General features: G+C 70.8%; 13 protein-coding genes. 9 read left to right on the top strand and 4 right to left on the bottom strand.

Annotated features, from left to right (window positions below):
* Positions 1–3 precede the first annotated feature (3 nt).
* The 5 genes from G408_RS0100680 to G408_RS0100660 all read left to right on the top strand — a co-directional run bounded on the left by G408_RS0100680 (position 4) and on the right by G408_RS0100660 (position 5587).
* Complete coding sequence (locus tag G408_RS0100680; protein ID WP_028769518.1) at positions 4–1377, top strand: FAD-dependent oxidoreductase; 1374 nt, start codon at positions 4–6, stop codon at positions 1375–1377.
* Entirely contained in the window at positions 1374–2813 is a 1440-nt protein-coding gene (gene sbcB, locus G408_RS0100675) for an exodeoxyribonuclease I (RefSeq protein ID WP_037411692.1), read from the top strand. The genes G408_RS0100680 and sbcB overlap by 4 nt, the downstream gene beginning before the upstream one ends.
* Before the next feature lie 167 nt (positions 2814–2980).
* Positions 2981–4372: an AAA family ATPase gene (locus G408_RS0100670; RefSeq protein WP_028769517.1), complete on the top strand. Its 1392-nt coding sequence runs from the start codon at positions 2981–2983 to the stop codon at positions 4370–4372.
* Positions 4365–4895 (top strand): hypothetical protein, encoded by a 531-nt coding sequence (locus G408_RS0100665; RefSeq protein ID WP_028769516.1) that lies wholly within the window; start codon positions 4365–4367, stop codon positions 4893–4895. Before G408_RS0100670 ends, G408_RS0100665 begins: the two co-directional genes overlap by 8 nt.
* Positions 4892–5587, top strand: coding sequence for an RNA ligase family protein (locus tag G408_RS0100660; protein ID WP_028769515.1), 696 nt, complete (start codon positions 4892–4894; stop codon positions 5585–5587). Before G408_RS0100665 ends, G408_RS0100660 begins: the two co-directional genes overlap by 4 nt.
* 77 nt (positions 5588–5664) lie before the next feature.
* On the opposite strand, the gene G408_RS0100655 is transcribed toward G408_RS0100660, so the two are convergent.
* Genes G408_RS0100655 through G408_RS0100645 form a run of 3 tightly spaced genes read right to left on the bottom strand, consistent with a single transcriptional unit; the run spans position 5665 to position 12175 of the window.
* Positions 5665–6555 (bottom strand): 5'-nucleotidase, encoded by an 891-nt coding sequence (locus G408_RS0100655; RefSeq protein WP_037411689.1) that lies wholly within the window; start codon positions 6553–6555, stop codon positions 5665–5667.
* The gene (locus G408_RS0100650; protein ID WP_028769513.1) at positions 6555–7319 is read right to left on the bottom strand and encodes an NAD kinase; all 765 of its coding nucleotides are present in this window, start codon (positions 7317–7319) and stop codon (positions 6555–6557) included. The genes G408_RS0100655 and G408_RS0100650 overlap by 1 nt, the downstream gene beginning before the upstream one ends.
* A complete protein-coding gene (locus tag G408_RS0100645) occupies positions 7319–12175 on the bottom strand; it encodes an NAD-glutamate dehydrogenase (RefSeq protein WP_084627992.1) in 4857 nt (1618 codons plus the stop codon). The genes G408_RS0100650 and G408_RS0100645 overlap by 1 nt, the downstream gene beginning before the upstream one ends.
* Before the next feature lie 230 nt (positions 12176–12405).
* Here G408_RS0100645 and G408_RS12435 point away from each other — a divergent pair, with 230 nt between their 5' ends.
* Complete coding sequence (locus G408_RS12435; RefSeq protein ID WP_051282457.1) at positions 12406–12948, top strand: putative metalloprotease CJM1_0395 family protein; 543 nt, start codon at positions 12406–12408, stop codon at positions 12946–12948.
* Between the two features lie 21 nt (positions 12949–12969).
* On the opposite strand, the gene G408_RS0100635 is transcribed toward G408_RS12435, so the two are convergent.
* Positions 12970–14859, bottom strand: a complete 1890-nt coding sequence (locus G408_RS0100635) for an ATP-binding cassette domain-containing protein (RefSeq protein WP_028769511.1) — start codon at positions 14857–14859, stop codon at positions 12970–12972.
* Positions 14860–14927: 68 nt separating this feature from the next.
* On the opposite strand from G408_RS0100635, the gene G408_RS0100630 reads away from it, so the two are divergent.
* The 3 genes from G408_RS0100630 (at position 14928) to G408_RS12430 (ending at position 19438) form a co-directional block, all read left to right on the top strand.
* The gene (locus G408_RS0100630) at positions 14928–16784 is read left to right on the top strand and encodes a DEAD/DEAH box helicase (protein ID WP_028769510.1); all 1857 of its coding nucleotides are present in this window, start codon (positions 14928–14930) and stop codon (positions 16782–16784) included.
* Positions 16785–16805: 21 nt separating this feature from the next.
* On the top strand, positions 16806–18062 hold the full coding sequence (locus tag G408_RS0100625; protein ID WP_028769509.1) for a TIGR03862 family flavoprotein: 1257 nt from the start codon (positions 16806–16808) through the stop codon (positions 18060–18062).
* Positions 18063–18142: 80 nt separating this feature from the next.
* Positions 18143–19438 carry a PQQ-dependent sugar dehydrogenase gene (locus G408_RS12430; RefSeq protein ID WP_037411687.1) on the top strand — a complete coding sequence of 432 codons (1296 nt, stop codon included), beginning with the start codon at positions 18143–18145 and terminating at the stop codon, positions 19436–19438.
* Positions 19439–19452 lie beyond the last annotated feature (14 nt).

Genomic DNA, 19452 nt, shown 5'->3' with positions numbered 1-19452 from the left:
CGCATGGCCCGTTCCCATGCCATCGTCGGCGGCGGCCTGGCCGGCGCCCTGCTCGCCCTCCTGCTGGCCCGCCGCGGCCATGCAGTGGACGTGTTCGAACGCCGCCCCGATCCGCGCCTGCGCGGCTACGAGGGGGGGCGCTCGATCAATCTCGCCCTCGCCGCCCGCGGGCTTGCCGTGCTGCAGGAAGCCGGACTGGGCGAGGCCGTGCTGCAGCAGGCGGTGGCGATGCGCGGCCGCATGGTGCACCCGCGCGAAGGCGCAACGAGCTTCCTGCCCTATGGCCGGGTGGACCGCGAATGCATCTGGTCGGTGCACCGCGGCCGCCTCAACCTGCTGCTGCTGGAGGCCGCCGAACGCGCCGGCGCCCGCCTGCATTTCCACCAGCGCCTGAACTACGTGGATTTCTTCGCCCGTCGCGCCGAACTGGTGGACGACCACGAACGCCGCGTGCGCTGGATCGACTTCGAATCGCTGATCGGCGCCGATGGCGCCGGCAGCGCCCTGCGCGCCGCCATGCAGCGCCACATCGACCTTGGCGAGCGCTTCGAACCGCTGGGCCACGGCTACAAGGAACTGGAGATTCCGCCGGAAGCCGACGGCAGCTTCCGCATCGCCCGCGATGCCCTGCACATCTGGCCGCGCGGCGGCTACATGCTGATCGCCCTGCCGAACACCGAGGGCACCTTCACCGCCACCCTGTTCCTCGCCCACCGCGGCAGCTCGCCCTGCTTCGACGAACTGGCCGATGCCGCCGCCGCCCGCGCCTTCTTCGAGCGCGAGTTCCCCGACGCGCTTGCTCTGATGCCCGGCCTCGCCGACGACTGGGCCGAGCACCCCACCAGCGGCCTTGCCACCCTGCGCCTGCAACACTGGCATTTCGAGGGCCGCGCCGTGCTGCTGGGCGATGCCGCCCACGCCATGGTGCCCTTCCACGGCCAGGGCATGAACTGTGCCTTCGAGGACGTGGCCGCCCTCGACCGGCTGATGCAGGAACACACCGACACCCATGCCGCCTTCGCTGCCTTCGAGGCCGAGCGCCGGCCCAATGCCGAGGCCATCCAGGCCATGGCGCTGGAGAACTACGTGGAGATGCGCGATTCGGTGGACGACCCCGACTGGCGGCGCCAGCGCGCCCTCGAACTGCGGCTGGCCGAACGCCACCCCGGCCGCTTCGTGCCGCGTTACTCCATGGTGAGCTTCACCCGCACGCCCTATGCCGTGGCCTTCGAGCGCGGCCGGGTGCAGCGCGCCCTGCTGGTGGAGGCCACCCGCGGCGTGGAGGACATCGACACCCTCGACCTCGCCGCGCTCGACGGCCGGGTGCATGCCCTGCTGGAGCCCCTGCCCGCGCACTGGCTGGCCGGCGCCGCATGAACTTCCTCTGGTACGACCTCGAGACCTTCGGCCGCGACCCGAGGCGCAGCCGCATCGCCCAGTTCGCCGCCCTCCGCACCGACGAGGACCTGCGCGAGATCGAGGCCCCCGTCTCCCTGTTCTGCAAGCCGGCGGGCGACCTGCTGCCCTCGCCCCTGGCCGCGCTGGTCACCGGTATCAGCCCGCAGCGCGCCGAGCGCGAGGGCCTCGTCGAAGCCGAGCTGTTCGCCCGCATCGCCGAGCTGATGGCGGTGCCCGGCACCTGCAGCCTCGGCTACAACAGCCTGCGCTTCGACGACGAGTTCATCCGCTTCGGCCTGTACCGCAACTTCTTCGATCCCTACGAACGCGAGTGGCGCCACGGCAACCGCCGCTGGGACCTGCTCGACGTACTTCGTCTCGCCCATGCCCTGCGCCCCGAGGGCCTCGTCTGGCCGAAGCGCGAGGATGGCCATACCAGCTTCCGGCTCGAGGACCTCGCCACCGCCAACGGCGTGCGCGAGGGCATGGCCCACGAGGCCCTGAGCGACGTGCGCGCCCTGGTGGCCCTGGCCCGCCGCCTGCGCGAGGCCCAGCCTCGGCTCTGGGACTACGCCCTCACCCTGCGTGACAAGCACGCCGTACTGGCACTCTGCGACGTGGCCGGCCATACCCCGCTGCTGCATGTCTCCGGCCGCTTCCCGGCCGAACGCCGCCACGCCGCTCTGGTGGCCCCGCTGACCTTCCACCCGGCCCTGCCCGGGCGCGTGCTGGCCTACGACCTCGATACCGACCCGCGCCACTTCGAGGCCCTCGACGAGACCGAACTCGCCACCCGCCTCTACACCCCGCGCAGCGCCCTGCCCGAGGGCCAGCCGCGCCTGCCGCTCAAGGCCATCCATGCCAACCGCTGCCCGGTGCTGCTGCCGCTCGCGCATGTGCGCCCCGCCGAGCTCGCCGCCCTCGGCCTCGATGCCCGCCTCGCCGCCGAGCGGGCCGCCTGGCTTAGCACCCACCCCGGCTTCGTGGCGCGCCTCGTCGACGTGATGGCCGCCGAGCGGCCCTTCCCGCCCGGCGATGCCGACGGCGCGCTCTACGACGGTTTTCCCCCGGAGGCCGACAAGCGCCTGTTCCCGCGCATCCGCAGCGCCGCCCCGGCCGACCTGCCGGGCCTCGCCACGCGCCTTACCGACCCGCGCTATCGCGAACTGCTGTTCCGCTACCAGGCCCGCAACTGGCCGGAAAGCCTCGATCCCGCGCAGCGCGAGGCCTGGGACGCCTGGCGGCGCGAGCGCTTCGCCGACCCCGAAGGCCAGGAAGGCAGCCTGGCCGCCTTCCGCAGCGAACTGGCCGAGGCGCGGGCGCGCGCCGCCACTGCCGAGGCGCAGGCCCTGCTCGATGCACTGGAGGACTGGACGCGGGCGCGCTGCGCCGAGGTGGGGCTGGTGCCCGGGTAAGTCTGGCGAGAAGGTTGGCTAGCCATGACCCCATCGGCCAAGGGCGAGGCTGGGGAATTACTCAACTTGTACACTACGCCGGTAACACGGGTCACGCCATGGCGGCGTGACTCAGATGGAATGGCCTCCGGAGAAGCTGGGGTGATTCAGGGCGATTCAAACCGAACATGCTGACCGAACTGCACATTCAAAACTTCAAAGCTTGGCAGGACACCGGCTCCGTGCGAATGGCGCCACTAACCGTCATCTTTGGGGCCAACAGCGCGGGCAAGAGCAGTATCGGCCATTTACTGCTGGCTTTGAAACAGACTGCTCGGCTCGCCGACCGCAAACGCGCGCTGCATCTGGGTGATCTGCAGTCTGATATTGATCTGGGCACCTTTGACGACTGCCTGCATGGTCATGACCGCAAGGCCAGGCTTAGCTTCACGCTGGGCTGGAGGCCGCCCGAGCCGGTCACGATCCGGGATCCGTTGACCAAATCGGGCTACGCAGGTGATGTGCTGAGGCTGCAATCGAACCTCAAGGCCGACGCAAGGGGGCTGCCCGAAATCGAATCGTTCCACTACGAATTGCTGGCGCAAGGCAGCCGCACGCTCAGCGTGAGACATGGGCTCGATGAAGGCGGCAAACCCTTGTTGGATGTGGATCCGATACGCCTGGTGCACGCGCCGGGGCGAAAATGGGGGATCGAGCGCCCGGAAAAGTTTTATCGGTTCTCCGACGTGACGCTGGCGCGCTACCAGAACGCCGATGCGCTGGCACTGCTGCCGTTGGAGGTCGAGCGTCTGCTCGACGCCCTGATTTATCTGGGACCGCTGCGTGAACCGCCGCGCCGCACCTACCACTGGGCGGGCGACACCGTGCCGAACGTGGGCGTACGCGGCGAGCTGGCCATCGCTGCCATCTTGGCTGCCACCGATGCCGGGCGCGAACTCAATCGCGGCTACAAACAGCGCCGCCAGCGTTTTGACGCCTTCATCGCTGCCTGGCTCCAAGATCTGGGTGTGATTCACAGCTTCAACGTGCGTCCCATCGCCAAGGGACGCAAAGAATACGAAGTGGTGCTGCGCACGCGCGCGCAGTCGCCCGAGGTGAAGCTCACGGATGTCGGCTTTGGCGTCTCGCAGGTGCTGCCGGCGTTGGTGCAAGCGTTCTACGCGCCACGGCATGCCACCGTGTGGATGGAGCAACCGGAGATCCACCTGCACCCGCGCGTGCAGGCCGAGCTGGCTGACGCGTTCATCAGTGCCGTGCAGTCCTATGAGGACGGTCAGCCGCGCCGCGTCCAGTTGGTCATCGAGAGCCACTCCGAACACTTCCTGCTGCGCCTGCAGCGCCGGGTCGCTGAGGGGCTTCTCAAACCCGAGGAAGTGGCCATCTACTTCGTGCGCGATGGCAAGACCGGTGCGCAGTTCGAGGAACTCAAGCTGGACATCTTTGGAGAAATCGAAAACTGGCCGGAAGGGTTCTTCGGAGACGATCTGGGTGAAATCACTGCCCGCACCAAAGCGGCCATGCAACGGCGCATCCAGGGTGAAGGACAGACGCATGCCTGAGGTGGTGATCGACACCAATGTGCTGCTGGTGGCCAGCCAGCGTCATCCCGAGGTTTCGCCCGAGTGCGTTCTGGCGTGCGTACAGCGGCTCGAGGAAGTTGAAAAGCGTGAAAGAGTCGTCATTGATGATGCGCACCGAATCCTGGGCGAGTATCAGAACAAGCTGGACGCCAATAAGGGCAAAGGCGTTGGGGAAGCGTTTCTCAAGTGGGTCCTGCAGAATCAGGCCAACCCGAAGCGTGTGGCCTTGGTCGCTCTTACTGAGCGTGCTCCCAACGATTTCGCCGAGTTTCCCGACAAGGCGTTGGCCACAGAGTTCGATCCGCCCGACCGCAAGTTCGTGGCTGTGGCGCATGCGCACCCAAGTAAGCCTGCGGTGCTTCAGGCCACCGACAGCAAATGGCTGCGCTGGCATGGGCGTCTTGCCGCTCATGGCATGAGGGTCGAGTTTCTCTGCAGGCGTGACATCTGCCGCTTTTTTAGCGGCAGATACCCTGACGACCCTATCCCGCCGATCCCATGAGCGAGGAGTTTTTCCGCTTTCCGCACACGCCCCACCTCGTCTGGCTGGGAACGGGGCGTCCGCGCGATGACAAGGTGCTTTCCCCTCCAGAGGCCAGCGAGTTCCTCAGTGGCGAGATTGTTGTGGAGGAGAAGCTCGATGGCGCCAACCTGGGCCTCTCGATTGGCCCGGAAGCCAGCCTGCGCGTGCAGCACCGTGGCGGCTGGTTGTTGCCGCCGTATCATGGCCAGTTCGGCCGGCTGCCAGCTTGGCTGGATCAGCACCAGGAGCGTCTGTTCGATGCGCTCGAGCCGCATTTGATTGTCTTTGGGGAATGGTGCGCTGCCCGCCACTCATTGGATTACGACCAGCTGCCGGACTGGTGGGTGGTGTTTGATGTGTGGGACCGCAACGCGCAGTGCTTCTGGAGCACGACGCGGCGCAATGCCTGGGCGTTGGCGGCCGGCGTGCCCCACATGGCTCGGCTGAATCAGGGCCGCTTCACGCTGCAGCAGTTGCAGGATGCCGCCATCAAAAGTGCCAGCCAATACCGCTTAGGTCCTCCGGAGGGTCTCATCCTGCGTCGGGAAGACGATGCGTGGTTACGTGCGCGAGCCAAACTCGTGCGTCCCGACTTTGTTCAGGGCATCATCACTCACTGGCGCCGTCAACCGCTGCAATGGAACCGGCTTCAGGCAAGTGCGACCTACTGACCCCCAATCACCGCACCTCCGATCACCGGGAGAGTCCTGGCTTGGGGACTTGGTGTTGCGGGCTTTGGTAACGCCCCCTACTCGTTCGACACCCCGTGCGGCACATGCCCGGCGGCCACGTGCTGCAGGGCGCTCTCGATGTTGTGCATGGAATCGTCGAAGAAGATGTCGGCGCCGAAGGTGTCGAGGAAGGGGCCCTTGGGCCGGCCGCCGAGGAACAGGGCCTCGTCGAGGCGGATGCCCCACTCGCGCAGGGTGAGGATCACGCGCTTGTGCGCCGGGGCGGAACGGGCGGTGACGAGGGCGATGCGGATCGGCGGGTCGTCGGCCGGCAGGGCCTGCTGCAGGGTGTGCAGGGCCGAAAGAAAGCCCCGGAACGGGCCGCCCGAGAGCGGTTCCTCGGCGCGTTCGGCCTCGTGCTCGTGGAAGGCGGCCAAGCCCGCCTCCTGCGAGACGCGCTCGCTCTCGTCACCGAAGATCACCGCGTCACCGTCGAAGGCGATGCGCAGCTGCGGATGGCGCTCCACCACCGGGCGGCCGGTGGGCAGGATGGTGGCGGCAGCCACGCCATGCTCCAGCGCGCTGCGCACACTGGCCGGGTTGGCGCTCAGGAAGAGCTGGGCGCCGAAGGGCCGAATGTAGGGATGGGTGTCGGCGCCGGCGGTGAACACGGCGCGCACGATGCCGAGGCGGTAATGCTCGATGGCATTGAAGATGCGCAGGCCGGTGTCGGCCGAGTTGCGCGAGAGCAGGATCACCTCGACCGGCGGCACGCCCTCGGGCAGCAGGTCGTTCAGGGCCAGCAGTTTGCGCACCAGCGGGAAGGCGATGCCGGGCTGCAGCGGTTCGTTCTCGTGCTCGCGCTGGTAGGCGGCATAGGCATCGAGGCCCTCGCGCTGGAACAGGGCATGGCCGTCCTCGAGATCGAACAGGGCCCGGGCGGTGATGGCGACGACGAGCGGCTTCATCAGCTCTCGAACTGTTCGTTGAGGATGCGGTCGGCGAGGTCGTGCTCGGGGTCGAACAGCAGGGTGACGGTGCGGTGACGGGACTCGCGGATGCGCACTTCCACCACGTCGCGCACTTCATGCGAATCGGCAGTGGCGCTGACCGGGCGCTTGTGAGGTTCCAGCACCTCGATGCCGACCTCGGCATCGGAGCGCAGCAGGGCGCCGCGCCAGCGCCGCGGGCGGAAGGCCGCCAGCGGCGTCAGGGCGATCACGTCGGTGCCGAGCGGCAGGATCGGCCCGTGCGCGGAATAGTTGTAGGCGGTGGAACCGGCCGGGGTGGCCACCAGCACGCCGTCGCAGACGAGTTCCGGCAGCTTGCACTGGCCGTTCACGCGGATGCGCAGATGCGCGGCCTGGCGGGTCTGGCGCAGCAGCGAGACCTCGTTGTAGGCAAGCGAACCGATGGTGGCGCCGCCCTCGGTCACCGCCTCCATCTCCAGCGGGCGCAGCACCGTGGGCCGGGCCTGCTCGAGACGTTCGAGCAGACCTTCGGGGCGGTACTGGTTCATCAGGAAGCCCACGCTGCCGAGCTTCATGCCGTACACCGGCACGCCGAGCTGGCCGTGCCGGTGCAGGGTCTGCAGCATGAAGCCATCGCCGCCGAGGGCCACCAGTACGTCGGCCTCGGCCGGCGGGCAAGGCCCCACCTCGGCCTCCAGCCGGCGCCGGGCGGCCTCCGCCTCGGGCGTGGGGCTGGCGAGGAAGGCGATGCGCGCGGTCATCAGCAGGCGGCGTCGGCGCAGGCCGCGATCTGGCCGAGACGGCGCACCGCCACCAGCAGGGTGGCGTAGTCCATGCCGCGCAGATTGCGCATGTCGGCGAACATGGCCAGCGTGTAGCGCAGGGTCTGGTCGTCGCGCGAGAGCCACTGTTCCACCGCCTCGGCCGGGCCCTGCCCCTTGCCGGCGCCGGCCAGCACCTGGCCCACCAGCACGCTCTGCTGCGACTGCAGTTCGTCGCGCAGGGCGCCGCGGGCCTGGGCATGCCAGCGGCCTTCCACCGGCAGCTGCTCCACCTGGTCCATCAGCCACTTGGTGTGCAGGGCGTCGGAGAGGGTGAAGTAGACCGCCGCCACGTCGGCCACCGGCAGACCGCGGGCCAGGGCCACCTCGACGATGTCGAGGCCGTAGGCAAGGAAGGGCAGCGCGGCGAAATCAGCGGCGAGATGGGCAGCGAAGCCCTGGCGGGTCCAGGTCTCGACGCTGGCCTCGTACTGCGCCCGGGCCTCGCCCGGCAGCACCTCCGCCAGCACCCGGCGCAGCTCGCCGAGCGGCGCGGCATAGCGCTCGACCATGGCGGCGATCTGCAGGTTGCCGCCGGGGCGGTTGAGCATCCAGCGGGTGTACTGGCGCAGCAGGTGCCAGATCGCCATCAGGGCATCGATCTGGGCCGGCTCGGGCACCTTGAGGTCGGCGGCATCGATGGCCGCCCACCAGTCGCGGGCGCTCAGGATCTCGCGGGCGATGGTGTAGGCCTTGGCGATCTGCGCCGGCTGCTCGCCGGTGTCCTCCTGCATGCGCAGCACGAAGGTGGCGCCCATGCGGTTGACCATGGAGTTGGTCACCGCGGTGGCGATGATCTCGCGGCGCAGGCGGTGCTGCTCCATGTCGGCGGCGTAGCGCTCCTGCAGCGGCCTTGGGAAATAGCGCTGCAGCTCGCGCGAGAGGTAGGGGTCCTCCGGCACGTCCGACTCGAGCATCTGGTTGTAGATGACGATCTTGTCGTAGCTCAGCAGGATCGACAGTTCGGGGCGGGTCAGGCCGATGCCGCGCGAGCGCCGGTCGCTGAACTCGGCATCCGAGGGCAGGAACTCCAGCGCGCGGTCGAGCAGACCCTGCGATTCCAGGGTGCGGATCAGGTGCTGGAAGCTGCCGAGGCGCGGCACGCTCATGCGCTCCATCAGGCTGATGGCCTGGTTCTGGCGGTAGTTGTCGTTGAGCACCAGCTCGGCCACCTCGTCGGTCATCTCGGCCAGCAGGGCGTTGCGCTGCTCGAGGGTGAGGCCGCCGCGGGCCATCACGCCGCCGAGCAGGATCTTGATGTTCACCTCGTGGTCGGAGGTATCGACGCCGGCCGAGTTGTCGATGAAGTCGGTGTTCAGCAGCACGCCGTTGAAGGCGGCCTCGATGCGACCCTTTTGGGTCATGCCGAGGTTGCCGCCCTCGCCCACCACCCGGCAGCGCAGTTCGCAGCCATCCACGCGCAGGGCGTTGTTGGCGCGGTCGCCGGCATCGGCATGGCTCTCGCTGCTGGCCTTGACATAGGTGCCGATGCCGCCGTTCCAGAGCAGATCCACCGGCGCCTTGAGGATGGCGTTCATGAGTTGCGCCGGGGTCATCTGCTCGACTTCGCCCTCGATGCCGAGTGCGGCGCGCACCTCGGGGCTCACCGGGATGTGCTTGGCCGAGCGCGGGAACACGCCGCCGCCCTTCGAGATCAGGGCCTTGTCGTAGTCCTCCCAGCTCGAGCGCGGCAGGCGGAACAGACGCTCGCGCTCGGCATAGGAACGGGCGGCGTCCGGGTTCGGGTCGAGGAAGATGTGGCGGTGGTCGAAGGCGGCCACGAGGCGGATGTGGCGCGAGAGCAGCATGCCGTTGCCGAACACGTCGCCGCTCATGTCGCCGATGCCGACGCAGGTGAAGTCCTGGTTCTGGCAGTCGATGCCAAGGGCCCGGAAGTGGCGCTTCACCGACTCCCAGGCGCCACGCGCGGTGATGCCCATGCCCTTGTGGTCGTAGCCCACCGAGCCGCCGGAGGCGAAGGCGTCGCCCAGCCAGAAGCCGTGCTCGGCGGAGATGCCGTTGGCGATGTCGGAGAAGGTGGCGGTGCCCTTGTCGGCCGCCACCACCAGGTAGGGGTCGTCGGCGTCGTGGCGCACCACGTCGACGGGCGGCACGATGGCGCCATCGACGATGTTGTCGGTGATGTCGAGCAGGCCGTTGATGAAGCGCTTGTAGCTGGCGATGCCCTCGGCCATCCAGGCGTCGCGGTCGCCGGGCGGCGGCAGGCGCTTGGCGAAGAAGCCGCCCTTCGAGCCCACCGGCACGATCACGGTGTTCTTCACCATCTGCGCCTTGACGAGGCCCAGCACCTCGGTGCGGAAGTCCTCGCGACGGTCGGACCAGCGCAGGCCGCCGCGGGCCACCGGGCCGAAGCGCAGGTGCACGCCCTCCACCCAGGGCGAGTAGACGAAGATCTCGCGGTAGGGGCGCGGCTTCGGCAGGTCGGGGATCTGCGCCGGGTCGAACTTGAAGCTGATGTAGTCGCGATGCGTGCCGCCCTTCTTCTGGAAGAAGCTGGTGCGCAGGGTGGCGCGGATCACGCCCTTGATGGCGCGCAGGATGCGGTCCTCGTCGAGGCTGGAGACGCGCTCCAGCGCCGCGTTCAGGGCCTCTTCCACCGCGGCCATCTGCTGCTCGCGGTCACCGCCGGCCGCCGCGGCCAGGGCCTCGGCCACCGGGCCGAGGGCATGGCGCTCGGCCTCCGGCAGCGGGGCCAGCACGCGGGCCAGGGCGGCGCGCAGGGCCGCGCCGCGGGTGCCGTCGGCCGCGCCACGGGCCGGATCGAAGCGGGCCTCGAACAGCTCCACCAGCAGCCGCGCCACCAGCGGATAGCGCACCAGGGCCTCTTCCATGTAGGGCTGGGAGAAGGGCACGCCGGTCTGCAGCAGGTACTTGGCGTAGCCGCGCAGCATGGCCACCTGCCGCCAGTCGAGGCCGGCGGCCAGCACCAGGCGGTTGAAGCCGTCGTTCTCGGCCTCGCCCGACCAGGTGCGGGCGAAGGCTTCCTCGAAGGTGGCGCGCACCGCCCCGAGGTCGGCGATCGGCCACTGCGGCTGCACCACGAAGTCCTGCACGGCGATGCTGCGCCCCTCGGCCTCGAGCTCGAAGGGATGCTCGGAGAGGATGCGCAGGCCCAGGTTCTCGAGCATGGGCAGGGCATCGGAGAGGGCGATGACGCGCTCGAGGCGGATGGCCTTGAAGCGCAGGCCCTCCTCGTCGAGGTAGAGGTTGAGTCCGAGGTCCTCGGGGCCCTGGAGGCGCTCGGCGCGGATCAGGTCCTGGGCGGCGCTCTCGGGACTCACGCTGTCGATGTAGCCGGGCGGCAGGCCGCGGGCATAGCGGCGGGCCAGGCGCAGGCCTTCCGATTCCCCCAGCTCGCGCACCAGGGCCTCGCGCAGGCCGTCGTGCCAGTTGCGCACGATGGCCGCCACCCGCTGCTCGATGCGTGCGGCATCGGCCGTGCCCACCACGCCGGACTTCGGCCGCACCACGAGGTACATCTGCGCCAGCGGCGATTCGCCCATGGCGATGCTGGAATCGATGCGCTCGCCCTCCAGTTCCTCGCGCAGCACGGCCTCGATGCGGTTGCGCACCTCGCCGCTGAAGCGGTCGCGGGGAATGTAGACCAGGGCCGAATAGAAGCGGCCGAAGCGGTCACGGCGCAGGAACAGCCGGCTGCGGGCCCGCTCCTGCAGGGCGAGGATGCCCATCGCCGTGGCGAAGAGCTCGTCGGTGGAGCTCTGGAACAGCTCGTCGCGCGGCAGGGTGTCGAGGATGTGGCGCAGGGCCTTGCCGCTGTGGCTGCCGGGGGCGAGGCCGGAGCGTTCCATGATCTGGTCGTGGCGGCGCCGCACCAGCGGGATCTCCCAGGGACGGCGGTTGTAGGCGCCCGAGGTGTAGAGACCGAGGAAGCGCTGCTCGCCCACGGCGATGCCGTTCTCGTCGTAGACGAGGATGCCGATGTAGTCCATGTAGCCCGGCCGGTGCACGGTGGAACGGGCATTGGTCTTGGTCAGGATCAGCACGTCGCGCTCGCCGCCCTGGCGGGTGAGGGCGAAATCGGCCACCGCCCGCGGGCTGTGGCCCGGCGCCGTGCGCATCAGGCCAAGGCCGCTGCCCTCCACCGGGGCCAGGCGGCGTTCGCCCCCGACCTCCACCACGCGGTACTCGCGGTAGCCGAGCAGGGTGAAATGGTTGTCGGCGGCCCAGCGCAGGAAATCCTGCGATTCGGCGCGGACCACGTCGTTCACCGGCAGCGGGCGGGTGGCGAGCTCATCGGCGATCCGCAGCATGGCGCTGCGCATCGCCGTCCAGTCGGCCACGCACACCCGCACATCGGCCAGGGCGCTGGCGATGGCCTGCTCGACCGCGGCGAACTCCTCCTGCGGCAGGCGGTCCACCTCGATGTGCATCAGCGATTCGGCGCCGATTACCGGGTGGATGAGCAGGTGCACGCCGATGCCGCGCTCGGCGAGCGCCATGCTCACCGAGTCGACCAGGAAGGGCATGTCGTCATTGGCGATCTGCAGCACGGTATGGCTGCACTCGTAGCCATGCCGGGCCGGATCGGGATTGAACAGCCTGAGCCGCGGCTGGCCTGCCGCGCGGCCCTCGGCGAAGGCCCGCAGGTCGGCGGCCAGCGCCACCCAGGCCGGGGCCGGACGCAGGGCCAGGTCCTCGGCCGGCAGCCGGGCGTAGAACTGGCCGATGAACCCGGAGAGCGCCGCGCCCCCCTGTTTTTCTGCGGCCTCGGCCAGGGCGGAAAGCTCGGGGAAGACGGGAGTGGGGGCGCTCATGGGGGTCGTCGATCCAGCGACTGAGTGAAAGCTCGAAGTGTACGCCGGGTGGATGGCCTTCGGCCTCCCCTGCGGCCCGCCTTACCGTGCCGCGGTTCACGACAGGACGCCCTGCGCCGGGGTATGGTGTAGGCGACCGACTGCGCGGCGGACTGCCCATGGTCCTCGGCCCGTCCATCGTCCCCACCGCACCTGCGGCCGCCCCGGCCCGCACGGAGACGGCTGCGCCGATGCTGCCTTCGGTAGCCCTCCCCCCCGGCTCCTCGCAGCCCCAGACCCTGCGCGCCGCGGTGCCGGTGACGCCGGGCGCCCCGCGCAATCCGCTGGAGGACGTGCGTACCCGGGTGGCGATCCAGCAGCTGCAGGCCCGCGACCGCGAGGTGCGGCAACACGAGCAGGCCCATATGGCCGCCGCCGGCCCCCTGCTGAAGGGCGGGCCCTGGTACAGCTACGTCATCGGCCCCGATGGCCGGCGCTACGCCATCGGCGGCAGCGTGGAGATCGACACCAGCGAGTCTGGCGACGACCCGGAGGCCAATGCCGAGAAAGGGCGCCGGATCCAGAGCGCCGCCCTGGCGCCGGGCAATCCCTCGGCGGCCGACCTCGCCGTGGCGGCCAAGGGGGCGCGGATGGAGCAGCGGGCGCGGGCCGAGATCGCCCGCCGCGAATCGGCGGCGAGCGCCTATGCGCAGCAGGCGAGCCTCGCGGCCCAGCTGCGCGAGCGGGGCGAGGTGCCGAAGAGCCTGGGCGCGGTGCTCGAGAAAGTCGCCTGAGGCGCCGGGGCGCCGCGCTGCTCAGCCCTCGAGCTCGGTCCAGCGGGCATAGGCGCCGTCCAACTCGGCCTGCAGCTCGGCCATCCGCGCGTGATGCGCCGCCTGCGCCGCAGCCCCGCGGCTGTAGAACCCGGCCTCGGACAACTCGGCCGCCAGCGCCGCCAGCGCCGTTTCCAGGGCCTCGATGCGGGCCGGCAGGGCCTCCAGCTCGCGCTGTTCCTTGTAGCCGAGCCTGCGTTTGGCCGGGGCCGCGGGCGGGGACACGGCCAGGGCCGCGGGAGCCGCAGGCGCGGGCTTCGTCACCGCCGGGGCGGTCGTCGCCACGGCGGGCGCCGGGCGCTGCCGCAGCCAGTCGCTGTAGCCGCCCACGTACTCGCCCACCCGTCCATCGCCCTCCATCACCAGGGTCGAGGTCACCACGGCATCGAGGAAGTCGCGGTCGTGGCTCACCAGCAGCAGGGTGCCGGGATAGTCCGAGAGCAGTTCCTCCAGCAACTCCAGGGTCTCGACATCGAGGTCGTTGGTGGGCTCGTCCATCACCAGCAGGTTCGAGGGCTGGGCGAACAGCCGGGCCAGCAGCAGGCGGTTGCGCTCGCCGCCGCTCAGCTTGTGGATCGGCGCCCGGGCCCGCTCCGGGGTGAACAGGAAGTCCTGCAGATAGCCCATCACATGCTTGCGCTGGCCGCCGACCTCCACGAACTCGGCGCCCTGCGAGACGTTGTCCAGCGCGTTCCAGTCCTCGCGCAGGGCCTGGCGGTACTGGTCGAAGTAGGCCACCTGCAGGCCGGTGCCCCGCCTCACCTCGCCGGCCTGCGGGGCGAGTTCGCCGAGCAGCAGCCTGATCAGCGTGGTCTTGCCGCTGCCATTGGGGCCGACAAGACCGATGCGATCGCCGCGCATCACCGTGAGGTCGAGCCCGCGCACCAGGCAGCGCCCGCCGTGGGAAAAGCCGAGCCCTCGCGCCTCGATCACCTTGCGCCCGCTCTGCTGCCCCTCGGCCAGGGCCATCCGCACGTTGCCGGTGCGCTCGCGGCGCTCGGCACGCTCGCGGCGCATCGCCTCCAGCCGGCGCACCCGGCCCTCGTCGCGGGTGCGGCGGGCCTTGATGCCCTGGCGGATCCAGACCTCCTCCTGGGCGAGCAGCCTGTCGAAGCGGGCGTTCTCCTGCGCCTCGGCATGCGCCCGCTCCTCCTGCCGGCGCCGGTAGTTGGCCCAGTCGCCGGGCCAGCTGGTCAGGCGGCCGCGATCGATCTCGACGATGCGGGTGGCCAGGGCCTTGAGGAAACGCCGGTCGTGGGTCACGAAGACGATCGCCCCCTTCCAGTCGAGCAGGGTGGCCTCGAGCGCCTCGATGGCGGCGATGTCGAGGTGGTTGGTGGGCTCGTCGAGCAGCAGCACCTGGGGTTCGGCCACGAAGGCACGGGCCAGCAGCACGCGGCGCTTGAGGCCGCCCGACTGCGAATCGAAGGGCAGTTCCCCGTCGAGGCCGAGCCGGGTCAGCGTGGCCGCCACCCGCGCCTCCAGCCGCCAGCCGTCGGCGGCGTCGATCCGCGCCTGCACCCGCCCGAGCGCCTCCATGTCGAGCGGCTCGGCGTGGCTCAGGCGGTGGAACTCGGCGATATCGCGACCGATCGCGCCGAGGCCGTCGGCCACTACGTCGTAGATCGAGCCCCCGAGCCCGGAAGGCACCTCCTGCTCGAGCCGCGCCACCTGCACCCCGGCGGCAAGCCGGCGCTCGCCATCGTCGGGCACGATCTCCCCGGCGATCAGTTTCAGCAGGGTGGATTTGCCGGCGCCATTGCGGCCGATGAGGGCGATGCGTTCGCCGGCCTCGATGGCGAGATCGACGCCCTCGAGCAGGCGCGGGCCGCCGACGCCATAGTCGACGCGATTCAGGGTGAGCAGGGGCATGGGCGCATTCTACGGGGTACACTGCGCGCCGTTCCCGACCGGCCGTGCGCCGGCGCATCGAGGCCGCCATGAGCGCCGAATCCCAGAGCCCCAACGAGGCGCCGCTGCGCTTCTCCGACCTCGCTTTGCCCGAGCCCCTGCTGCAGGCCCTGGCGGAAGTCGGCTATGAATCGCCCTCCCCCATCCAGGCCGCCACCATCCCGCCCCTGCTGGAAGGCCGCGACGTGCTGGGCATGGCCCAGACCGGCACCGGCAAGACCGCGGCCTTCGCCCTGCCGGTGCTGGCCCGCATCGCCCGCCGTCCGCCGGGCGCGCCCGGCGCCCTGGTGCTGGCCCCCACCCGCGAGCTCGCCATCCAGGTGGCCGAGGCCTTCCACAAGTACGCCGCCCACCTGCCCGGCTTCCAGGTGCTGCCGGTCTACGGCGGCCAGGCCTATGGGCCGCAGCTCGGCGCGCTCAAGCGCGGGGTACACGTGGTGGTGGGAACGCCGGGGCGGATCATCGACCATCTCGAGCGCGGCTCGCTGGATCTTTCCTCGCTCGAGGTGCTGGTGCTCGACGAGGCCGACGAGATGCTGCGCATGGGCTTCATCGACGATGTCGAGGCGGTGCTGAAGAAGACCCCGCCGGAGCGCCAGGTGGCGCTGTTCTCGGCCACCATGCCGCCGCCGGTCAGGCGCATCGCCCAGACCTACCTGCGCGAGCCGGTGGAGGTCTCGATCAGGGCCAGCACCACCACCGCCACCACCATCCGCCAGCGCCTGTGGATGGTGAGCGGCCTGCACAAGCTGGATGCCCTGACCCGCATCCTCGAGGCCGAGCCTTTCGACGCCATGATCGTGTTCGCCCGCACCAAGCAGGCCACCGAGGAACTGGCGGAGAAGCTGGCCGCCCGCGGCTTCGCCGCCGCCGCGCTCAATGGCGACGTGGCCCAGGCCCAGCGCGAGCGCACCATCCAGGCCCTCAAGGACGGCAGGATCGACATCCTCGTGGCCACCGACGTGGCCGCCCGCGGCCTCGACGTGGAGCGCATCAGCCACGTCCTGAACTACGACATCCCCTACGACACCGAGAGCTACGTCCACCGCATCGGCCGTACCGGCCGGGCGGGTCGCAGCGGCGAGGCCATCCTCTTCGTCACCCCGCGCGAGCGCGGCATGCTGAAGGCCATCGAGCGCGCCACCCGGCAGCCGATCGAGCCGATGGCCCTGCCCACCGTGCAGGCGGTGAACGACCGCCGGGTGCAGCGCTTCCTCGACCGCATCACCGAGGCGCGGCAGAAGGAAGGCCTCGGGGTGTTCCGCGAACTGGTGGAGCGCTACGAGCGCGAGAACGACGTGCCGGCGGTCGAGATCGCCGCCGCGCTGGCGAAGCTGCTGCATGGCGATACGCCCCTGCTACTGGAGCCGCCGGCCCGTGCCGAGCGCGAGGAGCGGCGGGAGCGTGTCGATTTCGACAGGCTGCCGCGCCAGCCGCGTGGCGAGCCGATGAGCTGGCGGCCGGAGCCGCGCCCCCGCGAGGACGGCCCGCCCAGGCCGCGGCCGCCGAAACCCGGCGCCCCGCGCACGCCCGAGCCCGGCTTTGCTACCTACTGGATCGCCGTGGGCCACCAGCACCGGGTGAAGCCCGGCAACATCGTTGGCGCCATCGCCAACGAGGCCGGCCTGGAGGCGGCGCACATCGGGCGCATCGACATCCGTGGCCACGACACCCTGGTCGATCTGCCGGAAGGCATGCCCAAGGCCCTGATGCAGCATCTGAAGAAGGTGCGGGTGGCCGGCCAGAAGCTCGAGATCAGGCCCTACGACCCGGACAAGGACGATGCGGCGGCCTTCGAGGCCCCGCCGCGCGTTCCGAAAAAGGGCGGCTACAGGGGAAAGAACTTCCAGCCGGGTTTCAGGGGCAAGCCGAAGCGCGGCGCCTGAGTCCTGCCCGGAAACACGCCCATGCCTGCCGATCCCCTGGTCTGCCCGGGCATCGCCATCCTCGGCGGCGGCCCTGCCGGCCTGATGGCCGCCGAAGCGGCGCGGGCACGGGGCGTGGAGGTGGACCTGTTCGAGGCCAAGCCCTCGGTGGGCCGCAAGTTCCTGATCGCCGGGCGCGGCGGGCTCAACCTCACGCATGGCGAGGCCCGCCCCGGCTTCGACACCCGCTACAGCCGCGGCACTGCGCAGGTGTCCCGCTGGCTCGACGGCTTCGATGCCGGGGCGCTGCGCGCCTGGGCACGCGGGCTCGGCATCGACACCTTCGTCGGCAGCTCTGGGCGGGTCTTCCCCACCGACATGAAAGCGGCACCCCTGCTTCGCGCCTGGGTGGCGCGCCTGCGCGAGCAGGGCGTGCGCCTGCACATGCGCCACCGCTGGCGCGGCTTCGATAGCGAAGGCCGGGCGCTACTCGAGACCCCGGCGGGCGAGCGCCGCCTCGAGGCCCGCGCCGTGGTGCTGGCCCTGGGCGGCGGCAGCTGGCCGCAGCTCGGCTCCGACGGCGCCTGGCTGCCCTGGCTCGCCGCCCGCGGGGTGGCGGTGCGGCCGCTGGAGGCCTCGAACTGCGGCTTTGCCGTGCCGTGGACGCCCTTCTTCGCCGAACGCTTCGCCGGGGCCCCGCTCAAGCCGGTGCGGGCCCACTGGCAGGCCGCCGACGGCCAGCCGCGGCAGCGCCAGGGCGAATGCGTGGTGAGCGAGTACGGGCTGGAGGGCAGCCTGCTCTACGCCATCGGCGCCGACCTGCGCGAGGCCCTGCGCAGCACCGGCCAGGCCGGACTGGCCCTCGACCTGCTGCCGGCCACGCCCGAGGCCGTGGTGCTCGAGGCGCTCAGTCGCGAGCGCCGCGGCCGCAGCCTGAGCGAGGTGCTGCGCCGCCGCCTGCGGCTGGAAGGCGTAAAGGCCGCCCTGCTGCGCGAATGCCTGCCCGCCGCGGCGCTGGCCGACCCGGCGCGGCTGGCCGCCACCATCAAGCGCCTGCCGATCCCGCTCGGCGCGCCACGGCCGGTCGCCGAGGCCATCAGCAGCGCCGGCGGCATCGCGCTGGAGGCGCTGGACGACGATCTCGCCCTGCGCGCCCTGCCCGGCTGGTTCGCCTGCGGCGAGATGCTGGACTGGGACGCCCCTACCGGCGGCTACCTGCTCACCGCCTGCTTCGCCAGCGGCCGGCTCGCCGGCGAGGCCGCCGCGGCCCATGCCGCCGCCTCTCCCGCCCCCGCCTGACGCAGCGCAACAACACGGGCTTCACCCCGGCGCCCTGCCGCGGCGCTAGGCTCGTGCTCCCCCCCGAAAGGATCGCCGCCATGCCCCTCGCCATGCCGCGTCCGTTCCGCGCCCTCGCGCTCGCCCTTACCGGCCTGCCTGCGCTGCTCGCCGCGCAGGCCAACGTCCAGAACACCCCCAGCGCGCTCGGTACGGTGCGGGTCACCACGGTGGCCACCGGCCTCGAGCACCCCTGGGGGCTTGCCTTCCTGCCCGATGGCCGCCTGCTGGTCACCGAGCGCCCCGGGCGGCTGCGCCTCGTCACCCCGCAGGGCGGGGTCTCCAGCCCGCTGACCGGCGTGCCGGCGGTCTTCGCCCGCGGCCAGGGCGGCCTGCTCGACATCGCCCTCGACCCGGCCTTCGAGAGCAACCGCCGGGTCTACCTCAGCTATGCCGAGGAAGGCAGCGGCGGCACGGCGGGCACCGCGGTGTACCGGGCCAGCCTGAATGCCGCAGCCACCGGGCTGGAGGCGGGCAGCGTGATCTTCCGCGTGGCACCGAAGCTCAGCACCCAGGGGCATTTCGGCTCGCGCCTCGCCTTCGGGCCGGACGGGCGGCTCTACATCACCTCGGGCGACAACCAGCACAACGCCACGGCCCAGCGGCAGGACCAGCACCAGGGCAAGATCCTGCGCCTGAACCCCGACGGCAGCGTGCCGGCCGACAACCCCTTCGCCGGCAACGCCGCGTGGCGGCCGGAGATCTTCAGCACCGGCCATCGCAGTCCGCAGGGCCTGGCCTTCCACCCGCGCACCGGCGCGCTGTGGATGACCGAGCACGGCCCCAAGGGCGGCGACGAGCTCAACCGCGTCGAGGCCGGCCGCAACTATGGCTGGCCCACCATCACCCACGGCATCGGCTACGACGACCGGCCCATCCCCGAATCGGTCGGCACCCATGCCCCGGGACTGGAACAGCCGCGGCATTTCTGGACGCCCTCGATCGGCACCAGCGGGCTCGCCTTCTACGAACACCCGCGCTCGCCCGAGTGGATGGGTAGCGTATTCGTCGGCGGCCTGGTCAGCCGCGCCCTGCACCGCCTGCGGCTCGATGCCGCAGGCGCGGTGGTGTTCGAGGAACGCCTGCTCGAAGGGCTGGGCTGGCGCATCCGCGATGTGCGGGTGGCCCCCGATGGCGCGCTCTACGTGCTGGTGGACGCCGCGAACGGCCGCCTGCTGAGGCTCGACCCACCCACCGTGACGCCGCGCGGCAAGCGTCCGGCCAACGCCCCGCCTGCCGTGCCCGCGAAACCGGGGCCGATGCCCGCGCCGACCGCGCCGCCCACGGAACGGCGGGGCCTTCCGCGCACTGCGGACGCGGATGTGGTGGCCGTGTGACGTCGTCTTGACCC

This window comes from Silanimonas lenta DSM 16282, from assembly GCF_000429065.1.
GTDB classification, from domain to species: domain Bacteria; phylum Pseudomonadota; class Gammaproteobacteria; order Xanthomonadales; family Xanthomonadaceae; genus Silanimonas; species Silanimonas lenta.
The sequence above is the reverse complement of the archived record's forward strand: the minus strand, read 5'-3'. Positions and strand labels throughout refer to the sequence as shown.

Bases quoted from the DNA above. Each gene is read 5' to 3' on its own strand.
- G408_RS0100660 (WP_028769515.1), top strand. From the start codon at position 4,892: ATGAGCGAGGAGTTTTTCCGCTTTCCGCACACGCCCCACCTCGTCTGG.
- G408_RS0100680 (WP_028769518.1), top strand. From the start codon at position 4: ATGGCCCGTTCCCATGCCATCGTCGGCGGCGGCCTGGCCGGCGCCCTG.
- G408_RS0100630 (WP_028769510.1), top strand. From the start codon at position 14,928: ATGAGCGCCGAATCCCAGAGCCCCAACGAGGCGCCGCTGCGCTTCTCC.
- G408_RS0100645 (WP_084627992.1), bottom strand. From the start codon at position 12,175: ATGAGCGCCCCCACTCCCGTCTTCCCCGAGCTTTCCGCCCTGGCCGAG.
- G408_RS0100665 (WP_028769516.1), top strand. From the start codon at position 4,365: ATGCCTGAGGTGGTGATCGACACCAATGTGCTGCTGGTGGCCAGCCAG.
- sbcB (WP_037411692.1), top strand. From the start codon at position 1,374: ATGAACTTCCTCTGGTACGACCTCGAGACCTTCGGCCGCGACCCGAGG.
- G408_RS0100670 (WP_028769517.1), top strand. From the start codon at position 2,981: ATGCTGACCGAACTGCACATTCAAAACTTCAAAGCTTGGCAGGACACC.
- G408_RS0100655 (WP_037411689.1), bottom strand. From the start codon at position 6,555: ATGAAGCCGCTCGTCGTCGCCATCACCGCCCGGGCCCTGTTCGATCTC.
- G408_RS12435 (WP_051282457.1), top strand. From the start codon at position 12,406: ATGCTGCCTTCGGTAGCCCTCCCCCCCGGCTCCTCGCAGCCCCAGACC.
- G408_RS0100650 (WP_028769513.1), bottom strand. From the start codon at position 7,319: ATGACCGCGCGCATCGCCTTCCTCGCCAGCCCCACGCCCGAGGCGGAG.
- G408_RS0100635 (WP_028769511.1), bottom strand. From the start codon at position 14,859: ATGCCCCTGCTCACCCTGAATCGCGTCGACTATGGCGTCGGCGGCCCG.
- G408_RS0100625 (WP_028769509.1), top strand. From the start codon at position 16,806: ATGCCTGCCGATCCCCTGGTCTGCCCGGGCATCGCCATCCTCGGCGGC.
- G408_RS12430 (WP_037411687.1), top strand. From the start codon at position 18,143: ATGCCCCTCGCCATGCCGCGTCCGTTCCGCGCCCTCGCGCTCGCCCTT.